Source organism: Methylocaldum marinum (assembly GCF_003584645.1).
Taxonomy (GTDB): domain Bacteria; phylum Pseudomonadota; class Gammaproteobacteria; order Methylococcales; family Methylococcaceae; genus Methylocaldum; species Methylocaldum marinum.
This window is the reverse complement of record NZ_AP017928.1, coordinates 4,418,547-4,433,158: the sequence shown is the minus strand read 5'-3', so window position 1 is coordinate 4,433,158 and position 14,612 is coordinate 4,418,547. Positions and strand designations below refer to the sequence as shown.

At 53.6% G+C, this 14,612-nt stretch carries 18 protein-coding genes and 1 pseudogene; 6 read left to right on the top strand and 13 right to left on the bottom strand.

Annotated features, from left to right (window positions below; all coding sequences use genetic code 11):
- Window positions 1-205 precede the first annotated feature (205 nt).
- On the top strand, window positions 206-682 hold the full coding sequence (locus sS8_RS19785; protein ID WP_119631267.1) for an RICIN domain-containing protein: 477 nt from the start codon (window positions 206-208) through the stop codon (window positions 680-682).
- A 17-nt stretch (window positions 683-699) separates the two neighbouring features.
- Window positions 700-1,218, top strand: a complete 519-nt coding sequence (locus tag sS8_RS27765; protein ID WP_145986621.1) for a hypothetical protein — start codon at window positions 700-702, stop codon at window positions 1,216-1,218.
- Between the two features lie 127 nt (window positions 1,219-1,345).
- Here sS8_RS27765 and sS8_RS19775 read toward each other — a convergent pair whose 3' ends face one another.
- The 5 genes from sS8_RS19775 to tnpA form a co-directional block, all read right to left on the bottom strand.
- Entirely contained in the window at window positions 1,346-2,008 is a 663-nt protein-coding gene (locus sS8_RS19775) for a hypothetical protein (RefSeq protein ID WP_145986620.1), read from the bottom strand.
- 361 nt (window positions 2,009-2,369) lie between these two features.
- Window positions 2,370-3,179 (bottom strand): hypothetical protein, encoded by an 810-nt coding sequence (locus sS8_RS19770; RefSeq protein WP_119631264.1) that lies wholly within the window; start codon window positions 3,177-3,179, stop codon window positions 2,370-2,372.
- A gap of 72 nt (window positions 3,180-3,251) precedes the next feature.
- A complete protein-coding gene (gene tnpC / locus sS8_RS19765; RefSeq protein WP_119628671.1) occupies window positions 3,252-4,763 on the bottom strand; it encodes an IS66 family transposase in 1,512 nt (503 codons plus the stop codon).
- Between the two features lie 58 nt (window positions 4,764-4,821).
- Window positions 4,822-5,163, bottom strand: a complete 342-nt coding sequence (tnpB, locus tag sS8_RS19760) for an IS66 family insertion sequence element accessory protein TnpB (protein WP_119631263.1) — start codon at window positions 5,161-5,163, stop codon at window positions 4,822-4,824.
- A complete protein-coding gene (tnpA, locus tag sS8_RS19755; RefSeq protein WP_119627851.1) occupies window positions 5,163-5,465 on the bottom strand; it encodes an IS66 family insertion sequence element accessory protein TnpA in 303 nt (100 codons plus the stop codon). Before tnpA ends, tnpB begins: the two co-directional genes overlap by 1 nt.
- Before the next feature lie 617 nt (window positions 5,466-6,082).
- Between tnpA and sS8_RS28280 the strand changes: the two genes are divergently transcribed.
- The 3 genes from sS8_RS28280 to sS8_RS19745 are packed head-to-tail and all read left to right on the top strand — an operon-like array spanning window position 6,083 to window position 7,010.
- Window positions 6,083-6,220 (top strand): hypothetical protein, encoded by a 138-nt coding sequence (locus sS8_RS28280; RefSeq protein WP_170161183.1) that lies wholly within the window; start codon window positions 6,083-6,085, stop codon window positions 6,218-6,220.
- 9 nt (window positions 6,221-6,229) lie between these two features.
- A complete protein-coding gene (locus sS8_RS19750) occupies window positions 6,230-6,613 on the top strand; it encodes a helix-turn-helix domain-containing protein (protein ID WP_119631262.1) in 384 nt (127 codons plus the stop codon).
- On the top strand, window positions 6,504-7,010 hold the full coding sequence (locus sS8_RS19745) for a transposase family protein (RefSeq protein ID WP_119631261.1): 507 nt from the start codon (window positions 6,504-6,506) through the stop codon (window positions 7,008-7,010). Before sS8_RS19750 ends, sS8_RS19745 begins: the two co-directional genes overlap by 110 nt.
- A gap of 96 nt (window positions 7,011-7,106) precedes the next feature.
- Here sS8_RS19745 and sS8_RS27760 read toward each other — a convergent pair whose 3' ends face one another.
- The 7 genes and pseudogenes from sS8_RS27760 to sS8_RS19715 form a co-directional block, all read right to left on the bottom strand.
- Window positions 7,107-7,661, bottom strand: a complete 555-nt coding sequence (locus sS8_RS27760; RefSeq protein ID WP_145986619.1) for a hypothetical protein — start codon at window positions 7,659-7,661, stop codon at window positions 7,107-7,109.
- Between the two features lie 69 nt (window positions 7,662-7,730).
- Window positions 7,731-8,447 (bottom strand): annotated as a pseudogene (locus sS8_RS19740) (IS1 family transposase).
- A 34-nt stretch (window positions 8,448-8,481) separates the two neighbouring features.
- The gene (locus tag sS8_RS19735) at window positions 8,482-8,895 is read right to left on the bottom strand and encodes a transposase family protein (RefSeq protein WP_119628793.1); all 414 of its coding nucleotides are present in this window, start codon (window positions 8,893-8,895) and stop codon (window positions 8,482-8,484) included.
- Window positions 8,892-9,368, bottom strand: coding sequence for a helix-turn-helix domain-containing protein (locus sS8_RS19730; protein ID WP_119628792.1), 477 nt, complete (start codon window positions 9,366-9,368; stop codon window positions 8,892-8,894). Before sS8_RS19730 ends, sS8_RS19735 begins: the two co-directional genes overlap by 4 nt.
- 157 nt (window positions 9,369-9,525) lie before the next feature.
- Window positions 9,526-9,867 (bottom strand): N-acetylmuramidase domain-containing protein, encoded by a 342-nt coding sequence (locus sS8_RS19725; protein WP_119631260.1) that lies wholly within the window; start codon window positions 9,865-9,867, stop codon window positions 9,526-9,528.
- Between the two features lie 62 nt (window positions 9,868-9,929).
- Window positions 9,930-10,660, bottom strand: a protein-coding gene (locus sS8_RS19720) for an IS1 family transposase (protein ID WP_119631259.1) whose coding sequence is annotated in 2 segments (ribosomal slippage) — window positions 9,930-10,396 and window positions 10,396-10,660 — 732 coding nt in all. Because the reading frame shifts where the segments join, the coding sequence is not laid out codon by codon here.
- 463 nt (window positions 10,661-11,123) lie between these two features.
- Window positions 11,124-12,167, bottom strand: a complete 1,044-nt coding sequence (locus tag sS8_RS19715) for an IS5 family transposase (protein ID WP_119632595.1) — start codon at window positions 12,165-12,167, stop codon at window positions 11,124-11,126.
- A 232-nt stretch (window positions 12,168-12,399) separates the two neighbouring features.
- Between sS8_RS19715 and sS8_RS19710 the strand changes: the two genes are divergently transcribed.
- The gene (locus sS8_RS19710; RefSeq protein WP_119631258.1) at window positions 12,400-13,722 is read left to right on the top strand and encodes an IS4 family transposase; all 1,323 of its coding nucleotides are present in this window, start codon (window positions 12,400-12,402) and stop codon (window positions 13,720-13,722) included.
- Between the two features lie 331 nt (window positions 13,723-14,053).
- On the opposite strand, the gene sS8_RS19705 is transcribed toward sS8_RS19710, so the two are convergent.
- Entirely contained in the window at window positions 14,054-14,572 is a 519-nt protein-coding gene (locus sS8_RS19705) for a hypothetical protein (RefSeq protein WP_119631257.1), read from the bottom strand.
- Window positions 14,573-14,612: the final 40 nt, after the last annotated feature.

Below are 14,612 nucleotides of genomic sequence, written 5' to 3'. Positions count from 1 at the left end.
ATTCCGGCACCAGCCCACAATTCCTACGAACTAGTTCTTACGAATCAGTTCTTAAGAACTTTTCTCACGGTTACTAAGCCTAATCGCAGTATAACCGGCCCCGGCAGACCACATGATTGATGGTGATCGAGTATCGACAGGGTAGAGCCCGCCTCGTAAACCGGATGCTGGTTGGTAATCCAAAAGTTATACATGGAATATCGTTATGGAAAGGACACTTTCTCTCGCCGCCCTGATAGGGCTGGCCAATTTCGCATTCATCGCCATTCCCGCCACGGAAGCCGCCCAGTTCACCAATGGGGGCAATCTTCCTTATGGAGGGAGCGCATGCATGGATGTTCTCAATGGTGCTACGGAGCCGTTTACACCTGTTCAAGTCTGGACCTGCCATGGATGGTTAAATCAGCAGTGGAGTATGCAGGGGTTCACCATCTATGGAATCGGCTCGACGGGCAGGAGGCAAAATTGCCTGGATGTGGCCGGTGCCAGGACAGCAGCCGGCACGAATGTCAACTTATATCCCTGTAATGGAACGGTCGCCCAGCAATGGTATCTTTATAACGGCAGACTTTACAATCCGAATAGTAATAAATGTCTTGATGCGGGTAATCGTGCCAACGGCACCCGACTCGTCATTAATTTCTGCTCGACCGCAGCAAGCCAGCAATGGCAAATTAAATAACACTATTATCAAAAACCATGGCCGCATATTGTGCGGCCATGGTTCGAAGCCATATGCAAACACATGCTAGACGATCTCGCTTATTGATCCTGTTATCACTAATACTCTTAGTTTTCACCATAAACAAATTCTTCTTTGGCGATGCCGATAACCGGATACAGAACTTGGAAAAGTCTGAATCACCTGAAGACAAAGGTGAGCCTCGGTCAGTCAACCTCCCATTAACATCACCCAAGTCTATGACGGGCGGGATCAATCGGGGCACGGTGCAGCCTCCGCCAACCGTCAATGAATCTGAAACGATTCCGGGGATTGTGGACGAGTCGGCTCTGCCGGACGAAACCACCATTCCTTCCGATTTACTGTATTTGGATACTCAGCCTATCGAAGTTGATTCCGAAACAGCAGAGGATTCATGGCGGAACGATGAGTTCGAAACCGGAACCATAGACGGGGCAGATGCCGATATACCTGACGCCGGCACCATCCCCTCGGAATTGCTGGAGTTGGACAACGAACCAGCCGTACTGGAATAAGCGCATGGAGGAAAAAGAACGGGGCACGCTGTGCTGCCCCGGACTATCGATTTAGTCCGCCCATCGCGCTTGTTCCAAAATTGGAAGGTAAAACCTTCAGCGTACCCGGCGGAGCTGCGTTTTCGGTTTACGCCTTCAGCCTTCTTCTGACGCTCATTAGACTCAAAATGCCCGCTCCGATTAGAAGCGAGCTGGCCGGTTCAGAAACCGGCACTGCTCCGGGAGAATGAGCGGTTAGTACTCGGATGGTGTCGCCGGGACTGGATGCACGAAAATGAAAATTTATTCTCCGAGCATTATTCGCGTCGATAGATACCGAATCATCGGCTTCAAGGCCTCTTGCATTTGGATTCAAGTACGCGACGTCCGTATTCGCAAGGGAATCACTTGCGGCAAGCTTTGATAACGTTGTTATGATTCCAAGTACATCCGAGTCGAATTCGATAAACCCGAATACATCTTCGATCTGAGCCGGATCGAAAACTATGGAATGACTCGCAACCTCGATACCTGCGGCTATATTCGAGCCGACATCGACACTAAGCGCTGTTGCGAGAACGATATTCTGATCTTCGTCGAAACCTCGCACGTTAAAGTCTTGGAAATTGTCATTTCCAACCGTAAAGCCTACAGGTATAGGATTAACGTATATAAATGATCCGCCTTCAGCGAGAGCAGACCCACCCGTAATGCCGCCGGTAATGATGGTAGCATTGGAGCTTCCAGCCGCACCGAGCATCATCAACCCGCTCGCCAAGCTTGCCAAGCTTGCCATAAGTTTCGGCTTCACCGATCTTCCGAAGATTCTCATCCTTAGTACTCTCTATTTGCGTTAGATAAAATAGACGCCGCAAATGACGTATTGATTACCGTCAAAAATGAAGCCGAATGGGGGACATAAGGGTTCATCAGGGCGCGGTTTTGATTGGATTTCCGGGGATGTCGCACAAGATTGCGAAATCGAGTCCAACCCAGCGCGCAGTCTAATAGGGGAACTCCGTCTCAAAATGTGAACTAGGTCGGACTTTTGGCGCTTGAGCTGATATTTCCATCAGCAAAGGCTTGCATGCATTCTGAAGAACCGTTTGGCCCGGCGAGCCCCCCAAAAGCGCACCGGGCGCAAGAAAAAGCCCGAAGAAATTTGCTCGATCTTAATCCGGGCAAAGCATGTAGCGGACCGTCGAAACGCAGCGCCCACAAGAGGCTTGCGGTCCACGGCCGTCTCTTTCATCAAAAAATGCTTCGCTCATTGCAAACGGCGCATCGTTATTCTTAATTGCCGCCTGGATAAGTTTCGGCGCAGCGCACTGGTAGCTGAAGGTTTGCAGTTTTGAACTGGGTCCGCTTCCGTCGGTAGCCAGCTCGTGGCGCTTGTTCAGGATCGGCTGTTGTACCGTTGCCATCCCGGCATATTTCCAATGGAGAATGTTCTCGACGATGGCTTTAATGTTTTCGTCGTCTTTCTCGCCGGAATGAGCCGCCCAACATTTCTGTCTTTTTGTAATGAGCACTCCCAGCATGACTTTGGAACGCAACTTCGGCATCTTCCCTTTCGCATTCGGAACGGCCCGGCGGAAGTATGCAAGGTCGTTTTGCGCGTTGGCGATGGCCTCGCGAAGTGCCAGCAACGAACCCCAGCTATCGCCATCCTGCTTGAGCGTGTGCAGTACAGCCGGTTCGCCGCAATGCGGGCAGCGCTGCATCGAGATAGCGTTGCCGCTTTCGACCATCCCGTAGCGGACGCTATCGTTTTGGTCCTTGACCAGCTGCAGCATCGTGGCGCCGAAATACATGACGGCACCCGCCCGGGGTCCCGAGATGACGAGCGCATTCCACGCGTGCGTTTCACCGGTCCAATCACCTTTATTACCGACCCACTTGCGAAAACGCCCGTCGACATACGTGCCGCGCGTCACGAGGCCGCCAATCTCCGTCTTGCCATCCTCGCCGCGTGGCGGCACGTCGTTCTTCAGTAAGCGTTCGGCGGTACCCGGACTTGTGGTCGCAGTGGCGAACGGTTAAGTGGTCGCTTGTTACGCCCCGGGCAGCTTGCAGTTGTGAGGAAGCAGGCTGTCGATGTCCTTCTGCTTGGTGGAAGGCAGGCGGTTGAGGACATCCTTCAGATAGGCCTCCGGATTGATGCCCAGCTCCTTGCAGGTCTGGATCAGGCTGAAGACGGTGGCGGCGACCTGGCCGCCCTTGGGCGAGCCGAGGAACAGCCAGTTCTTGCGGCCGATGGTCAGCGGGCGGATGGCCCGTTCGCTCCGGTTGTTGTCGATCTCCAGGCGACCGTCTTCGGTATAGCGCTCCAGCGCCGGCCAGTTCTTGAGGGCATAGCCGATGGCCTGGGCAGTGGGGGTCTTGGGCGCCAGCTGGCGCAGCCGGTCTTCGAGCCAGGCCTTGAACTCGGCCAGGATCGGCCGCGCCTGTTCCTGCCGTAGCTTTCGGGTGCCTTCGGCGTCGAGTTGCTGTTCCTTGGCCTCCCGTTCGATGGCGTAGAGCCGGCCGATGTACTCCAAGGCCTCATGGGCGCTGATGCGCTTGCCGTTCTCGGTCTGTCGGGCAATCTCGAAGAACTTGCGGCGCGCATGCGCCCAGCACGCCACTTCCAGGACCTTGCCCGCGGCGAAGATCTGGTCGTAACCGGCATAGGCGTCCGCCTGCAGGTAGCCGCTGTAGCCTTCCAGTTTGGCCTTGGGATGCTTGCCCGCCCGGGTTTCGGTGTGGTCATAGACGACGATGGGCGGCGAGTGGCCGGCGTATACCCAAAACCGGGTTTCCCGCGTCTTGCCGCGGTCCTGCACCGCCACAGTGGTGTCGTCCGAGAAGATCACCGGCTGTTGCTTGAGCAACGCCAGCATCCGCTCGACCAAGGGCTGCAGCTGCCAGCCGCTCTGGATGACCCAGTCGCACAACGTGGTGCGGGCAATGGGGACACCCTGGTGGGCAAAGATTTGCTCGATGCGGTACAGCGGCAGGTGATAGCCGTATTTGGCCATCAGCAGATGTGCCAGAAGACCCGGCAGAGGGATGCCCTGCTCGATGATTTGCGGCGGGGCCGGTACCGTGGTCAACTGCCCTTGGCACTTCGCGCAGGCGCACTTTTCCCGCCGCGTTTCCACGACCTTCAGTTGCGCCGGGACGTAATCCAAGCGTTCGGAGCTTTCGTAGCCGATCACCGGCCGTTCCTCACCGCAGGCAGGACACTGCCGGTCTTGTGCCGACAACGGCAATACCACGATCTCTCGCGGCAGATGCGCCGGCAGTGCGGTGCGCTTCGGTTGATTCTTGGCGGGCGATTGCACCACCACCGTCTTGAACGCCACCGGACTGGCGACGGGGGCGTCCTCGGGCACCTCATCCCACAGCGGCAGTTGGTCGATGTCGGGGAGGGTCGCCAGTCGCTCGGAACGGGCGCCGAACAGCAGCTTCTTCAGCTGCGCCAGGTCGAATTCCAGCCGTTCGATGCGCGCCTCGCGCTGGGCCAGGGTGGCCTTTAGAGTACGATTTTCTTCGGCGAGAGCGGCGGCATTCATGGCTGCCATTATACCCGGTGGACCACCCGAAAGCCCAGCTCTGATGCGGGTTTCAGGCACTTTCGACTCAGCCGACCCGACCCGCGCGAACCGCGCGGAAACGGGCCACCGTCAGGTCCACGCCTTCCAGCAACAGCAGCAGGTCCGAGCGCGAAATCGTCCCCTGAACCGGCTTGCGGAAGCGGCCGTTCTCCAGCCGCTTGTAGGCCAGCCAGAAACCGTGACGATCCCACCACAACAGCTTCACCTTGTCCCGGCCCCGGTTGAAAAACACGAACACCGCACCCGATAACGGCGAATACCCCAGACTGCTCTCCACCGCCAGCGCCAAACCATCGATGGACTTGCGCAAATCGACCGGCTCGGCCACCACATACACCGCCGCCGCACTCAGAATCGTCGCCAGCATCACGAGACCAATGCGGCCACCACCTGCTTCAACAACCCGGCATCGAACCCCGGTTTCACCTCGATGCGAACCCCGCCCACCGACAACCACAGACCACCGACTGCTGTCTCACCGCCATCTACCCGCATCAACGTCAGTGGCGCCACCACCGCTGGCTGCGCTACGCGTCGACGCCAGTAGATGAACGCCGCATAGCTGACCGCCTCGCGCGCACACCAAGCGCGCACCGACAACCCACTCCCTGCCTGTTGCTCCAGCAGGACTCGCCAATGCATCTCTCGTTCTTGTTTCGTCATCGCCATCTCCTCCTCTTCGGGAATATGGCGATACTGTGACTCAGGCGCTAATCGGTGGGAATTATGCGGACAGCCGGACGCTTACGTTCTTCAGCTGGTACAACATGATTACCCCCTCCTAATTGAATTAAGTTGCTTGTGGTTCGGTTGCTTGACCGGAAGTCAACAGCCAATAAGCGTATAAGCCTGTCGTCTGCGGCCGCGCATGTCGGAACACGGCTTGCGAAGAGCCTGCACAGGAACCAGTTGAACTGTTGAGCCCCCGGAGAAAGAGTAGCTGATCCGCCTCTTTCCGTTTCGATGACAGGGGAGTCAGGAGAAATGCGATCGGTACGGAAGGATTTTTCGGCCACTGACCACAAGTACATCGCCGGCACAGCCCAGACCGGGCTGGCCGGGCTTCAAGGCACTCGCCTTTATCGATGACTTCCAAACCGGTCTCAAGTCGATGATGTTGCTACGCGGTGAACTTTCGGCGTTGGTGATATCGTGCTTGCGAAGATTCGCGGCCTCTTTTTGGGTCGGACTTGATATTCACTAGACAATAGAGTTGTACCTGATGCAAATGCATGGTATTGATAGCCCAATTGTTTCTCAAACAAATCCGAATATAAAAACCTTCCGTGATCTACGACAAATTTAGCCAAATAACCGATGACCGCATCGTGGCATCGTTGATTGGAATGCCCAAGGCGAAGTTCACAGCCCTCGTCAAAGTATTCGAGTCGGCCGCTCTCGCCATCGATCGAGAGCGTGTCTAAAAGGGCGAAATAAAACACGTTAAACAGGGCGGCCCTAAAGGTTATCTTGATTCTTACGAGAAAAAGCTGTTTTTCGTTTTGTACTATTTTAAAACCTATCCCACTTTTGACGTTCTGGGCTTTCATTTCGGTTTTAGTGGCGGACATGCCCATGCCCACATCGACCGGTTGCTGCCGGTTTTAGTGCGAGCGTTGACAAGCCTCAACGTCATGCCGGAGCGCACGCTAACAACCCCAGAAGAATTCTCTCAACTCATTGATCAATATAAGAACATAGCGATCGATGGCGTGGAGGTCGCTTGCGTTCGACCCCAAGATGAAACTGAACAGGAAAAGCATTACAGCGGAAAAAAAAAGACATACGCTCAAATCCCTCGTAATCTCCGACTTTAATCGAAGGATATTGTTTTTGTGCTGCATTGTGGCAGGCAGCGTACATGACTACACACTCATGAAAGATGTCTTCACGCCGGGTTCAGCGTGGTTCGAGAAGGTCAATTTATGGCTTGACTTAGGATTTCTGGGCGTGGACAAAGATTATCAAAGTACCCAAATATATCTACCCCACAAGAAACCTAGAAAATCCAAGAAAAACCCTAATCCGACATTGACGCCTGAGCAGAAGAAACAGAACAGAAAACAAGCCGCCACGCGGGTCATCGTTGAGCATGCCATCGGTGGCATGAAGTTCTTCCACTGCATGATGCATCGGATTAGAAATCATCTGGGTCACTTCGTGGATTATTTTTTCTCACTTTCCGCCGGGCTTTGGAACTACAAACTCTGTTGATTTACAATTGTTTAGCATCGGAAACAATTCTAATGTTCACCCTTCGACCGCCAGTAATCGCAAAAATTTAAATTTGCTGTAGCGGCCGGGAGAATATTATTTACAGCCGCCAATACTTAGGTTTTCATCGCAAGGCACTATATCCTCCAAATCTTCCAGATTGCTCAGAGCATCTTGACCACAAAGTAGTTTTATATTTTTATTTTCTATTCTTTGACCACTTATCGTAACACCTTTTTCTTTAACATAAGGCCTTGATTCAGCATCGTAATTATCGAAAATCGTATAATTAACGTTATTATTACTAAAGCTTAGGGTAAGTTTCGAAACTTGAAAACGAGTATATCTTGCAAACAAGAAACTCGATGGTGACATTTCTTTTTCAGCAGGATACTCGAGCTCTATTGCGCCTTTACGCCCAAATCTATACTGAAGATAGCCACTATCATTGGATAAGTTTTGCGACGTGCAAACCGAAAGAATGTTTGCACTGTTTTTTATCTTGCAGTTAAAAATAATTTTTTCGTTAGTGTTGCATAGCGATACATTTGGACGCAGCATGTTTTTCGCATAGACACTTTGAGCAGGATAAAATACAGCACATGCCATTATTGAGATTAACCCAAAACAGGGTATTTTCATTTTTAACATGGCGAGACCAAATAACTTATTTTTTAACCAGAGCGTTATATGCCTTTTCTATCTTTTTATGGTGGTGGGTCAATTTAGTTGAAAGCAGTGGCGATTAATGAAGAGGCCGATCACCCCATCGTGAAGCAACTCAGATTTTGAAAAGCAGATCGTTTTGCGAGTTAAGCGCTTGATGCGAGTGCGTAACAAAAGGTTTTTGTTTTCGATCTTTTGCGTATATTTCTTACCAATGACGTGCTGGTTTGCCGGAATGAACGCCGCATAGCTTGGCCAATCATCGGTGTAATAGGTTCGAATATTGAAAACGCGCAGGTTGGCGATCAATTGTTCGCAAACGTCCTCTTTGCGCCGCCCAAACACAAATGACAAAATGCATCCGGTGGCGGCGTCGATGGCGTACCAAAGCCAACGTTGGTTCTTCTTGCGAGCCACATAGCTCCACTGTTCGTCCGCCTGAACATCCATCGGCGAATCAAAGAGATGCCTGATTTCCACGGCGATTTCCCGAGAGCTAAGGATTCACCGTGACCACTTCGGTGGACTTTTTTTCAGTGTAGACATGACTGTGTTTTTCCCAATCCCGAGAACACGAGCGGTATCTCGAATACCACTGCCATTCATCGCCATGTCAACAATCTGTTCTTTGATACCGGACTCGTAGGCCCGGTAAATGTATTCGGTCTTGAAGGTGCGCCCACAGTGCTTGCAACGAAAGCGGGGGTAACCACTCTGTGTACCATAGCGCACCACATCGGAACTTTTACAGTAGACATTATCGGAAACCACCTTTCATAACCGGAACAGAGGAAAAGGCCGGCTATCAATAACTCTGGTTTCGGCAGTAGCTCCTGTAATTGTGCAGGCCGCAGGCCAATTCAATGACGACATCGTCGTAGCCTTCCTTGGTGTTCCTGAACACGTCTTTGACGACGCGGCACCGCTTGATTCCCGAGATGATGTGTTCGATGATCACGCGGATGCTTGAGTGGAGCCGGTTGGCCTCCTGGTCGTCGGCCGAAAGCCGGCCGTTGCGCGGCCTCTTCTTCGGCTGGTGGACTGTGACATTCGCCAGTTCGTGTCCCTGGAAGCCGCTGTCGCGATACAGCTCGACGCCGTCGGGGAACCGGGTCCCTTCTTCGTCGCAGATCTTCTTGTCGTGCTTCTTGCCCTCATGGGTCGAACCCAAGTACTTGACCTGCCTGTCCTCCAGGCCGCCGACAAGGTTGTTCTTCACAGTGTGGCATTTTTTTTACCGCTGTAGTGGATGCGTTGCCCCAGGTCGTTGACGGGGCGGTTGATGCGCCTTTCCGTCCCGTCTATGCCCAAGTCCTGCCGCGCCTCCTGCTCCAGCCTGGACAGCATCTCCTCGGTGAGCCGGGCGGGCTTGTGCCCGCGGGCGTCAAGTGTCTTGTTGAGCACCCTGCTCAACAGGTGGATCGTGAAGTTGGCCTGGGGTTGGCTCATGCCGAACAGATGCGCGATGACCTCTTGCAGAGGGTAGGTCTTCAGATAGAACAGGATGAACAGCAGCCGGTCGGCCATGCTCGCGATAATCGGCGGACGCCCTCCTTTAGTCAGATTCCTGCCGGTTTCTTCGGCCCATGTCGCCGCAAAAGAAACCAAGAGTTCCTCAAACTCGGAGGCCTTCAGACTGGTCATGGCCATCAATGTCTTCGGCTTTTGCTTCACGTCTTCGTAGGAAAGCATACTCTTGCCCTTAGTTCTCTTAGTTCTCTTCGTTATTCAATGACAGACTGTCATGCTAGTTTCCGATAATGTCTAGTATTTGCACGGAATCGTTTGATAGGCCATTGGTCCAGTCAATGCTTAAGCTAAGAAATAATTGTACATTGTAGTATATAAACTACTTAAACCCACCACCCTTTTTATCGTACCCTCCACTTACTTCCCCATCGGAATCAGTTCCGTTGTAGCGAAGCGCAAAACCGGTCCAGTCATGTTGATCTTTTTTCAGGTACTCCACTAGATTATTCTTGCTAATGAAAGAGGCAAATGCTTTTAGCTGCTCTCCTTCGGATTTATACATAGCGTTAATTATACTGTCGACAGAGCTGAATCTCGCTGTTTGATAATTAAACCCCATGATTTGAAACAAGCCCCAAGAAGCAGATTTTAATGCGGCGTCGCGATCTAACGCCATGGCCTGATTGCCTGACAAAATTTTTAACCGATGGATGGACGACATACCGCATCGGTATTTGTTTCTTTTTGCCGTCCCATCAATCGGTTAAAAATTTTGGTGGTGAGTCAATTTAGTTGAAAGCAGTGGCGATTAATGAAGAGGCCGATCACCCCATCGTGAAGCAACTCAGATTTTGAAAAGCAGATCGTTTTGCGAGTTAAGCGCTTGATGCGAGTGCGTAACAAAAGGTTTTTGTTTTCGATCTTTTGCGTATATTTCTTACCAATGACGTGCTGGTTTGCCGGAATGAACGCCGCATAGCTTGGCCAATCATCGGTGTAATAAGTTCGAATATTGAAAACGCGCAGATTGGCGATCAATTGTTCGCAAACGTCCTCTTTGCGCCGCCCAAACACAAATGACAAAATGCATCCGGTGGCGGCGTCGATGGCGTACCAAAGCCAACGTTGGTTCTTCTTGCGAGCCACATATCTCCACTGTTCGTCCGCCTGAACATCCATCGGCGAATCAAAGAGATGCCTGATTTCCACGGCGATTTCCCGAGAGCCGATGTAAGGATTCACCGTGACCACTTCGGTGGACTTTTTTTCAGTGTAGACATGACTGTGTTTTTCCCAATCCCGAGAACACGAGCGGTATCTCGAATACCACTGCCATTCATCGCCATGTCAACAATCTGTTCTTTGATACCGGACTCGTAGGCCCGGTAAATGTATTCGGTCTTGAAGGTGCGCCCACAGTGCTTGCAACGAAAGCGGGGGTAACCACTCTGTGTACCATAGCGCACCACATCGGAACTTTTACAGTATTTGCACGGAATCGTTTGATAGGCCATTGGTCCAGTCAATGCTTAAGCTAAGAAATAATTGTACATTGTAGTATATAAACTACTTAAACCCACCACCAAAATTTTGTCAGGCAATCAGGTGGATGACTCAAGCTGGGAGCCGGATGGTGTAACGCTCCAAGTCCGGTTCTGCGAGGGCTGCGAGACGTACTGATTCATCGGGATTCTCGTAGCTACTCTCCCGATCACGCGTGATCGCGAGATCTCACCCCGTCGATGTGTTCGGCCTGCTTATCGGATTGTTGGGTAACGATGAAGCGGTTATCCAACCTAATATTACTGCTCATGGATCGTAGGGCACCTCGAAAAACCCTGAATTTTGATGAAAACCCGGCTCTAATTTTTTGACCGGGCGGGCACACGAGCCGACTCCCTCACGCTCTTGTCGCCATTTCACTTTTCATTTTCCCCGAATCGCCCGCGTTGGGGGCCTTTCGGGCGAGGGTGGGCCTCAAAAGGCCACGACACCCGCCTGTTTCAGGTAAACCAGCCGCTTCAGGTTATAGCTGGCCGCCATCATCGTCATGGCAAAGTTCGCCCTCGCCTGGCCGATGGTGCGAATAAACTTGCCGCCCATTTGTGCGATGGCGGCGAAGGGATGCTCGACCCGTGCTCGGACCCGGGCGATGCGTTGATTACGTTGTTTCTGCCGTTCGGACAGCGGATGGTTGCGCTGGCCCTTGCGCTGGATGTGGTTGCGATAACCCGCTTCCTGGAGCTGGGCTTCCCGTTCCGCACTCGGATAGCCCTTGTCGGCATAGACGTCCCGGCTGGTGTTGCTAGTGTTCAACACCGCCTCAAAGTGCTGGCTGTCATGAGTAGCGGCGGTGCCGGTCTCGATCTTGCGGATAACCTTGTAGCGCTTGTCCACGTTGATGGAGAGCTTGTAGCCGTGGTGGCTCTTGCCGTGCTTCTTGGTCCAGGTGGCGTCCAGGTCTTTTTGCCGCCGCTTGGCCGGGCTCCAGTCCGCCGGCATCGCGCCTTCCTTCAGCATCTCCTTATCGTCCTTGCTGAAGTGCTGCTTTGGCGCAGGCACCAGGGTGGCGTCGATGATATGCCCCCCGCGGGCGATGTAGCCATGCTTGAGCAACTGCCGCTCGATGCCGTCGAACAGCGCCTGGGCGCCGACCTCGCCGATGCGGTTCTCGAAGGTCCACATCGTGGTGCGGTCCGGGATGCTGGCCGAGTCCATCAGCCCGCAGAAGCGCTGGTAACTCATCCGATCAAGCAACTGGTATTCCATCTGCTCGTCCGAGAGATTGTTGACCCGCTTGAGAAACAGGATGCGCACCATCGTTTCGGTGGGAAACGGCGGACGACCGCCTTGCGGGCTGACCGGTCGGGGCGCCGCCTGATCCACGTCCGCGGCAAGCGCCGCAAAGTCGATGTGGGTCTCGAAGGCCACCAGCGGATCGCCCATCCGGTCGATCTTCTGCTTGCGCAAATCGGCCGCAAACAGATCGGGTTTGATCGCGCTCTTCGGAGACTTTGGCATCTTCGGTTTGGTCATGTCTGGGACTCAACACACTGATTGGCTACAGGTCCTATTTTACCGGGCGCGCGCAGACCAAGGAGGTTTTTCGAGGTGCCCCGTAATGGATTTAATCGTCCATTGCATATGCTCTTTCTCGATCCTAGCTTCGCCAGCTATACCTTCAGGAGGCACCCCATTACCCACAAGTCTCCTGATGTTGTAGGCTGTTGATTTCTGATTTTGTACTGATTTTGTGGCGTGGGCGAAAGATGAGTTTGGCGGGGCGGTGTTGGGAGACTCACGCTTGACGAAGCGATTGATCCGGCTGGCCGACGATTTGTCGTCGAATCCGACGGCGAGCATCCCCATCGCTTGTGGCGGCTGGGGGGAGACCAAGGCAGCTTATCGGTTGTTGGACAATGAGGCGCTGGACTGGCGCGCCATGCTGGAGGCGCATCGCCCACCGACAATCGGCCGAATGGTCGGCCTGGAGCGGGTGCTGTGCCTGCAGGATACGACGGAGTTGGATTTTACCAGCCAGCCTGGGATCGTGGGCCTGGGGCGCTTGAGCTATGAGCGGCAACACGGGATGTACCTGCATCCGACTCTGGCGGTGAGTGAAAGTGGGGTGGCGTTGGGGGTGCTGGACGCCTGGATGTGGGCGCGCAAGCCCAAGAGCGAGGCGGACGTGCCGGAAAGCCTGCGCTGGATCGAAGGCTATGAGCGGGTGGCAGAACTGGCGGCACAGGTTCCTTCGACCCGATTGGTCTATGTAGCCGACCGCGAGGGTGACATCCGTGCGCTGTTGGACCGCGCGGCGGCGCTGGGGCATCCGGCGGATTATCTGGTGCGGGCGCGGCATGACCGGGTGCTGGCCGAGGGTGGGAAACTGCGCGCCCAAGTGGAAAGCCAGTCGGCGCTAGGGGAGGTGGAATTTGCCTTGCCGCCGGCGCCGGGGCGGACGGGCCGGACCGTGGTGCAAAGCCTGCGCATGGCGCGGGTGACGCTGGCGCGGTGCGGTAGCAAAACCTGCGAGGTCACTGTGATCTTGGCGCGGGAGGAGTCGCCGCCGGCCGGCGAGAAGCCCATCGAGTGGCTGTTGCTCACCCATGAAGCAGTCGAGACCCTAGACGAGGCGTGTCTGCGCATCGCCGGGTACCGCCGGCGCTGGCTGGTAGAGATTTTCTTCCGCATTTTGAAAAGCGGCTGCCGGGTCGAGGCCCTGCAATTGGCGACGGTGGAGCGCTTGGAACGAGCGTTGGTGGTTTATCTGATCATCGCCTGGCGGATTCTGCACTTGGTTACGCTGGGCCGCGACTGTCCGCAGTTGCCTTGCGAGGTCGTTTTCGCTCCCGAGGAATGGCAGGCGGCGTGGTTGGTGGCGAAACGCCAGCCGCCGCCCGAAACGCCGCCTACGCTAGGGGAGATGACCCGGATGGTCGCCGGCTTCGGCGGCTTCCTGGGACGCAAGGGCGACGGCCATCCCGGCCCCAAGGCGCTTTGGGAGGGCATGCTGAAGCTCATGGCGTGCGTTGAGGCGTTTCAGGCCGCCCGCAATGTCTATGGCGTCGGCTGACAGTTGTGGGTAATGGGATGCATGTCTCCACGTACACGTTGCTCCGGGATCAATAGCGGACACCTTAAAAGGGCACCCCATTACCCACAAGTCCTTTGCCTATGGAGGCCAGGCCAGTCGCGCCGATCCAAGTGCTTGATTTTCGGCTTGCGCCAGTGGGCCATCGCCTTGAATCGGAACTTTGGCGTGGCAGGCAACCCATTGATTTAAAATCTGTAAAAAGATGTGGGTAATGGGGTGCTTAAAAGGGCTGGTCGGAACCCCTAATGTGCTCCGCCTTCCATCTTCTTGTACGAGTTTTGTCAGTCAATCAGGTCTGACGCTTTATTTACTATTTTATCTTCCAGCGTCGCCTTGCTTCGGTAAGCTTTCCTTTGTAAGTTCCGTCTTTTTTCATCTCGCGAATCCTATGTCGTCGTATGGCCAAGATATTTATTAGAGCCCTAAAACTTTTTGAGAGCATCAACACAATAGCTACGATTGTAAATACCACAAGCACCAAAGTAAAAACGCCTATATCTTTTTGATCGAATAGGCTTATAACCACAATTACCACAGGAGACAGAGCCACGAAGCGCAAAGTATTTGTAGCCCACATATAACCCATCACGCTAGCAACTAGAACAGCCGTGAACGAAAAAGCCGCTCCAACGATGACAAAGAATTGCACCTTTGGATCTATATACATAAAGTCCAATAAAACAATAATAGATCCAAAGAAAGCAACCAACGCCAATATCATCGCAAACGAGAAATGCCACATTCCCGGCATAGGAAAAACCGGCTCGAACGGATCAAGTAGTTTTTCCTTTATTTCTTCTAATTTGTCTTCTTTGTTATGACTTGGCACTAATCTTCTACCGGCTCGAATAATAAAATTGATACTTTTG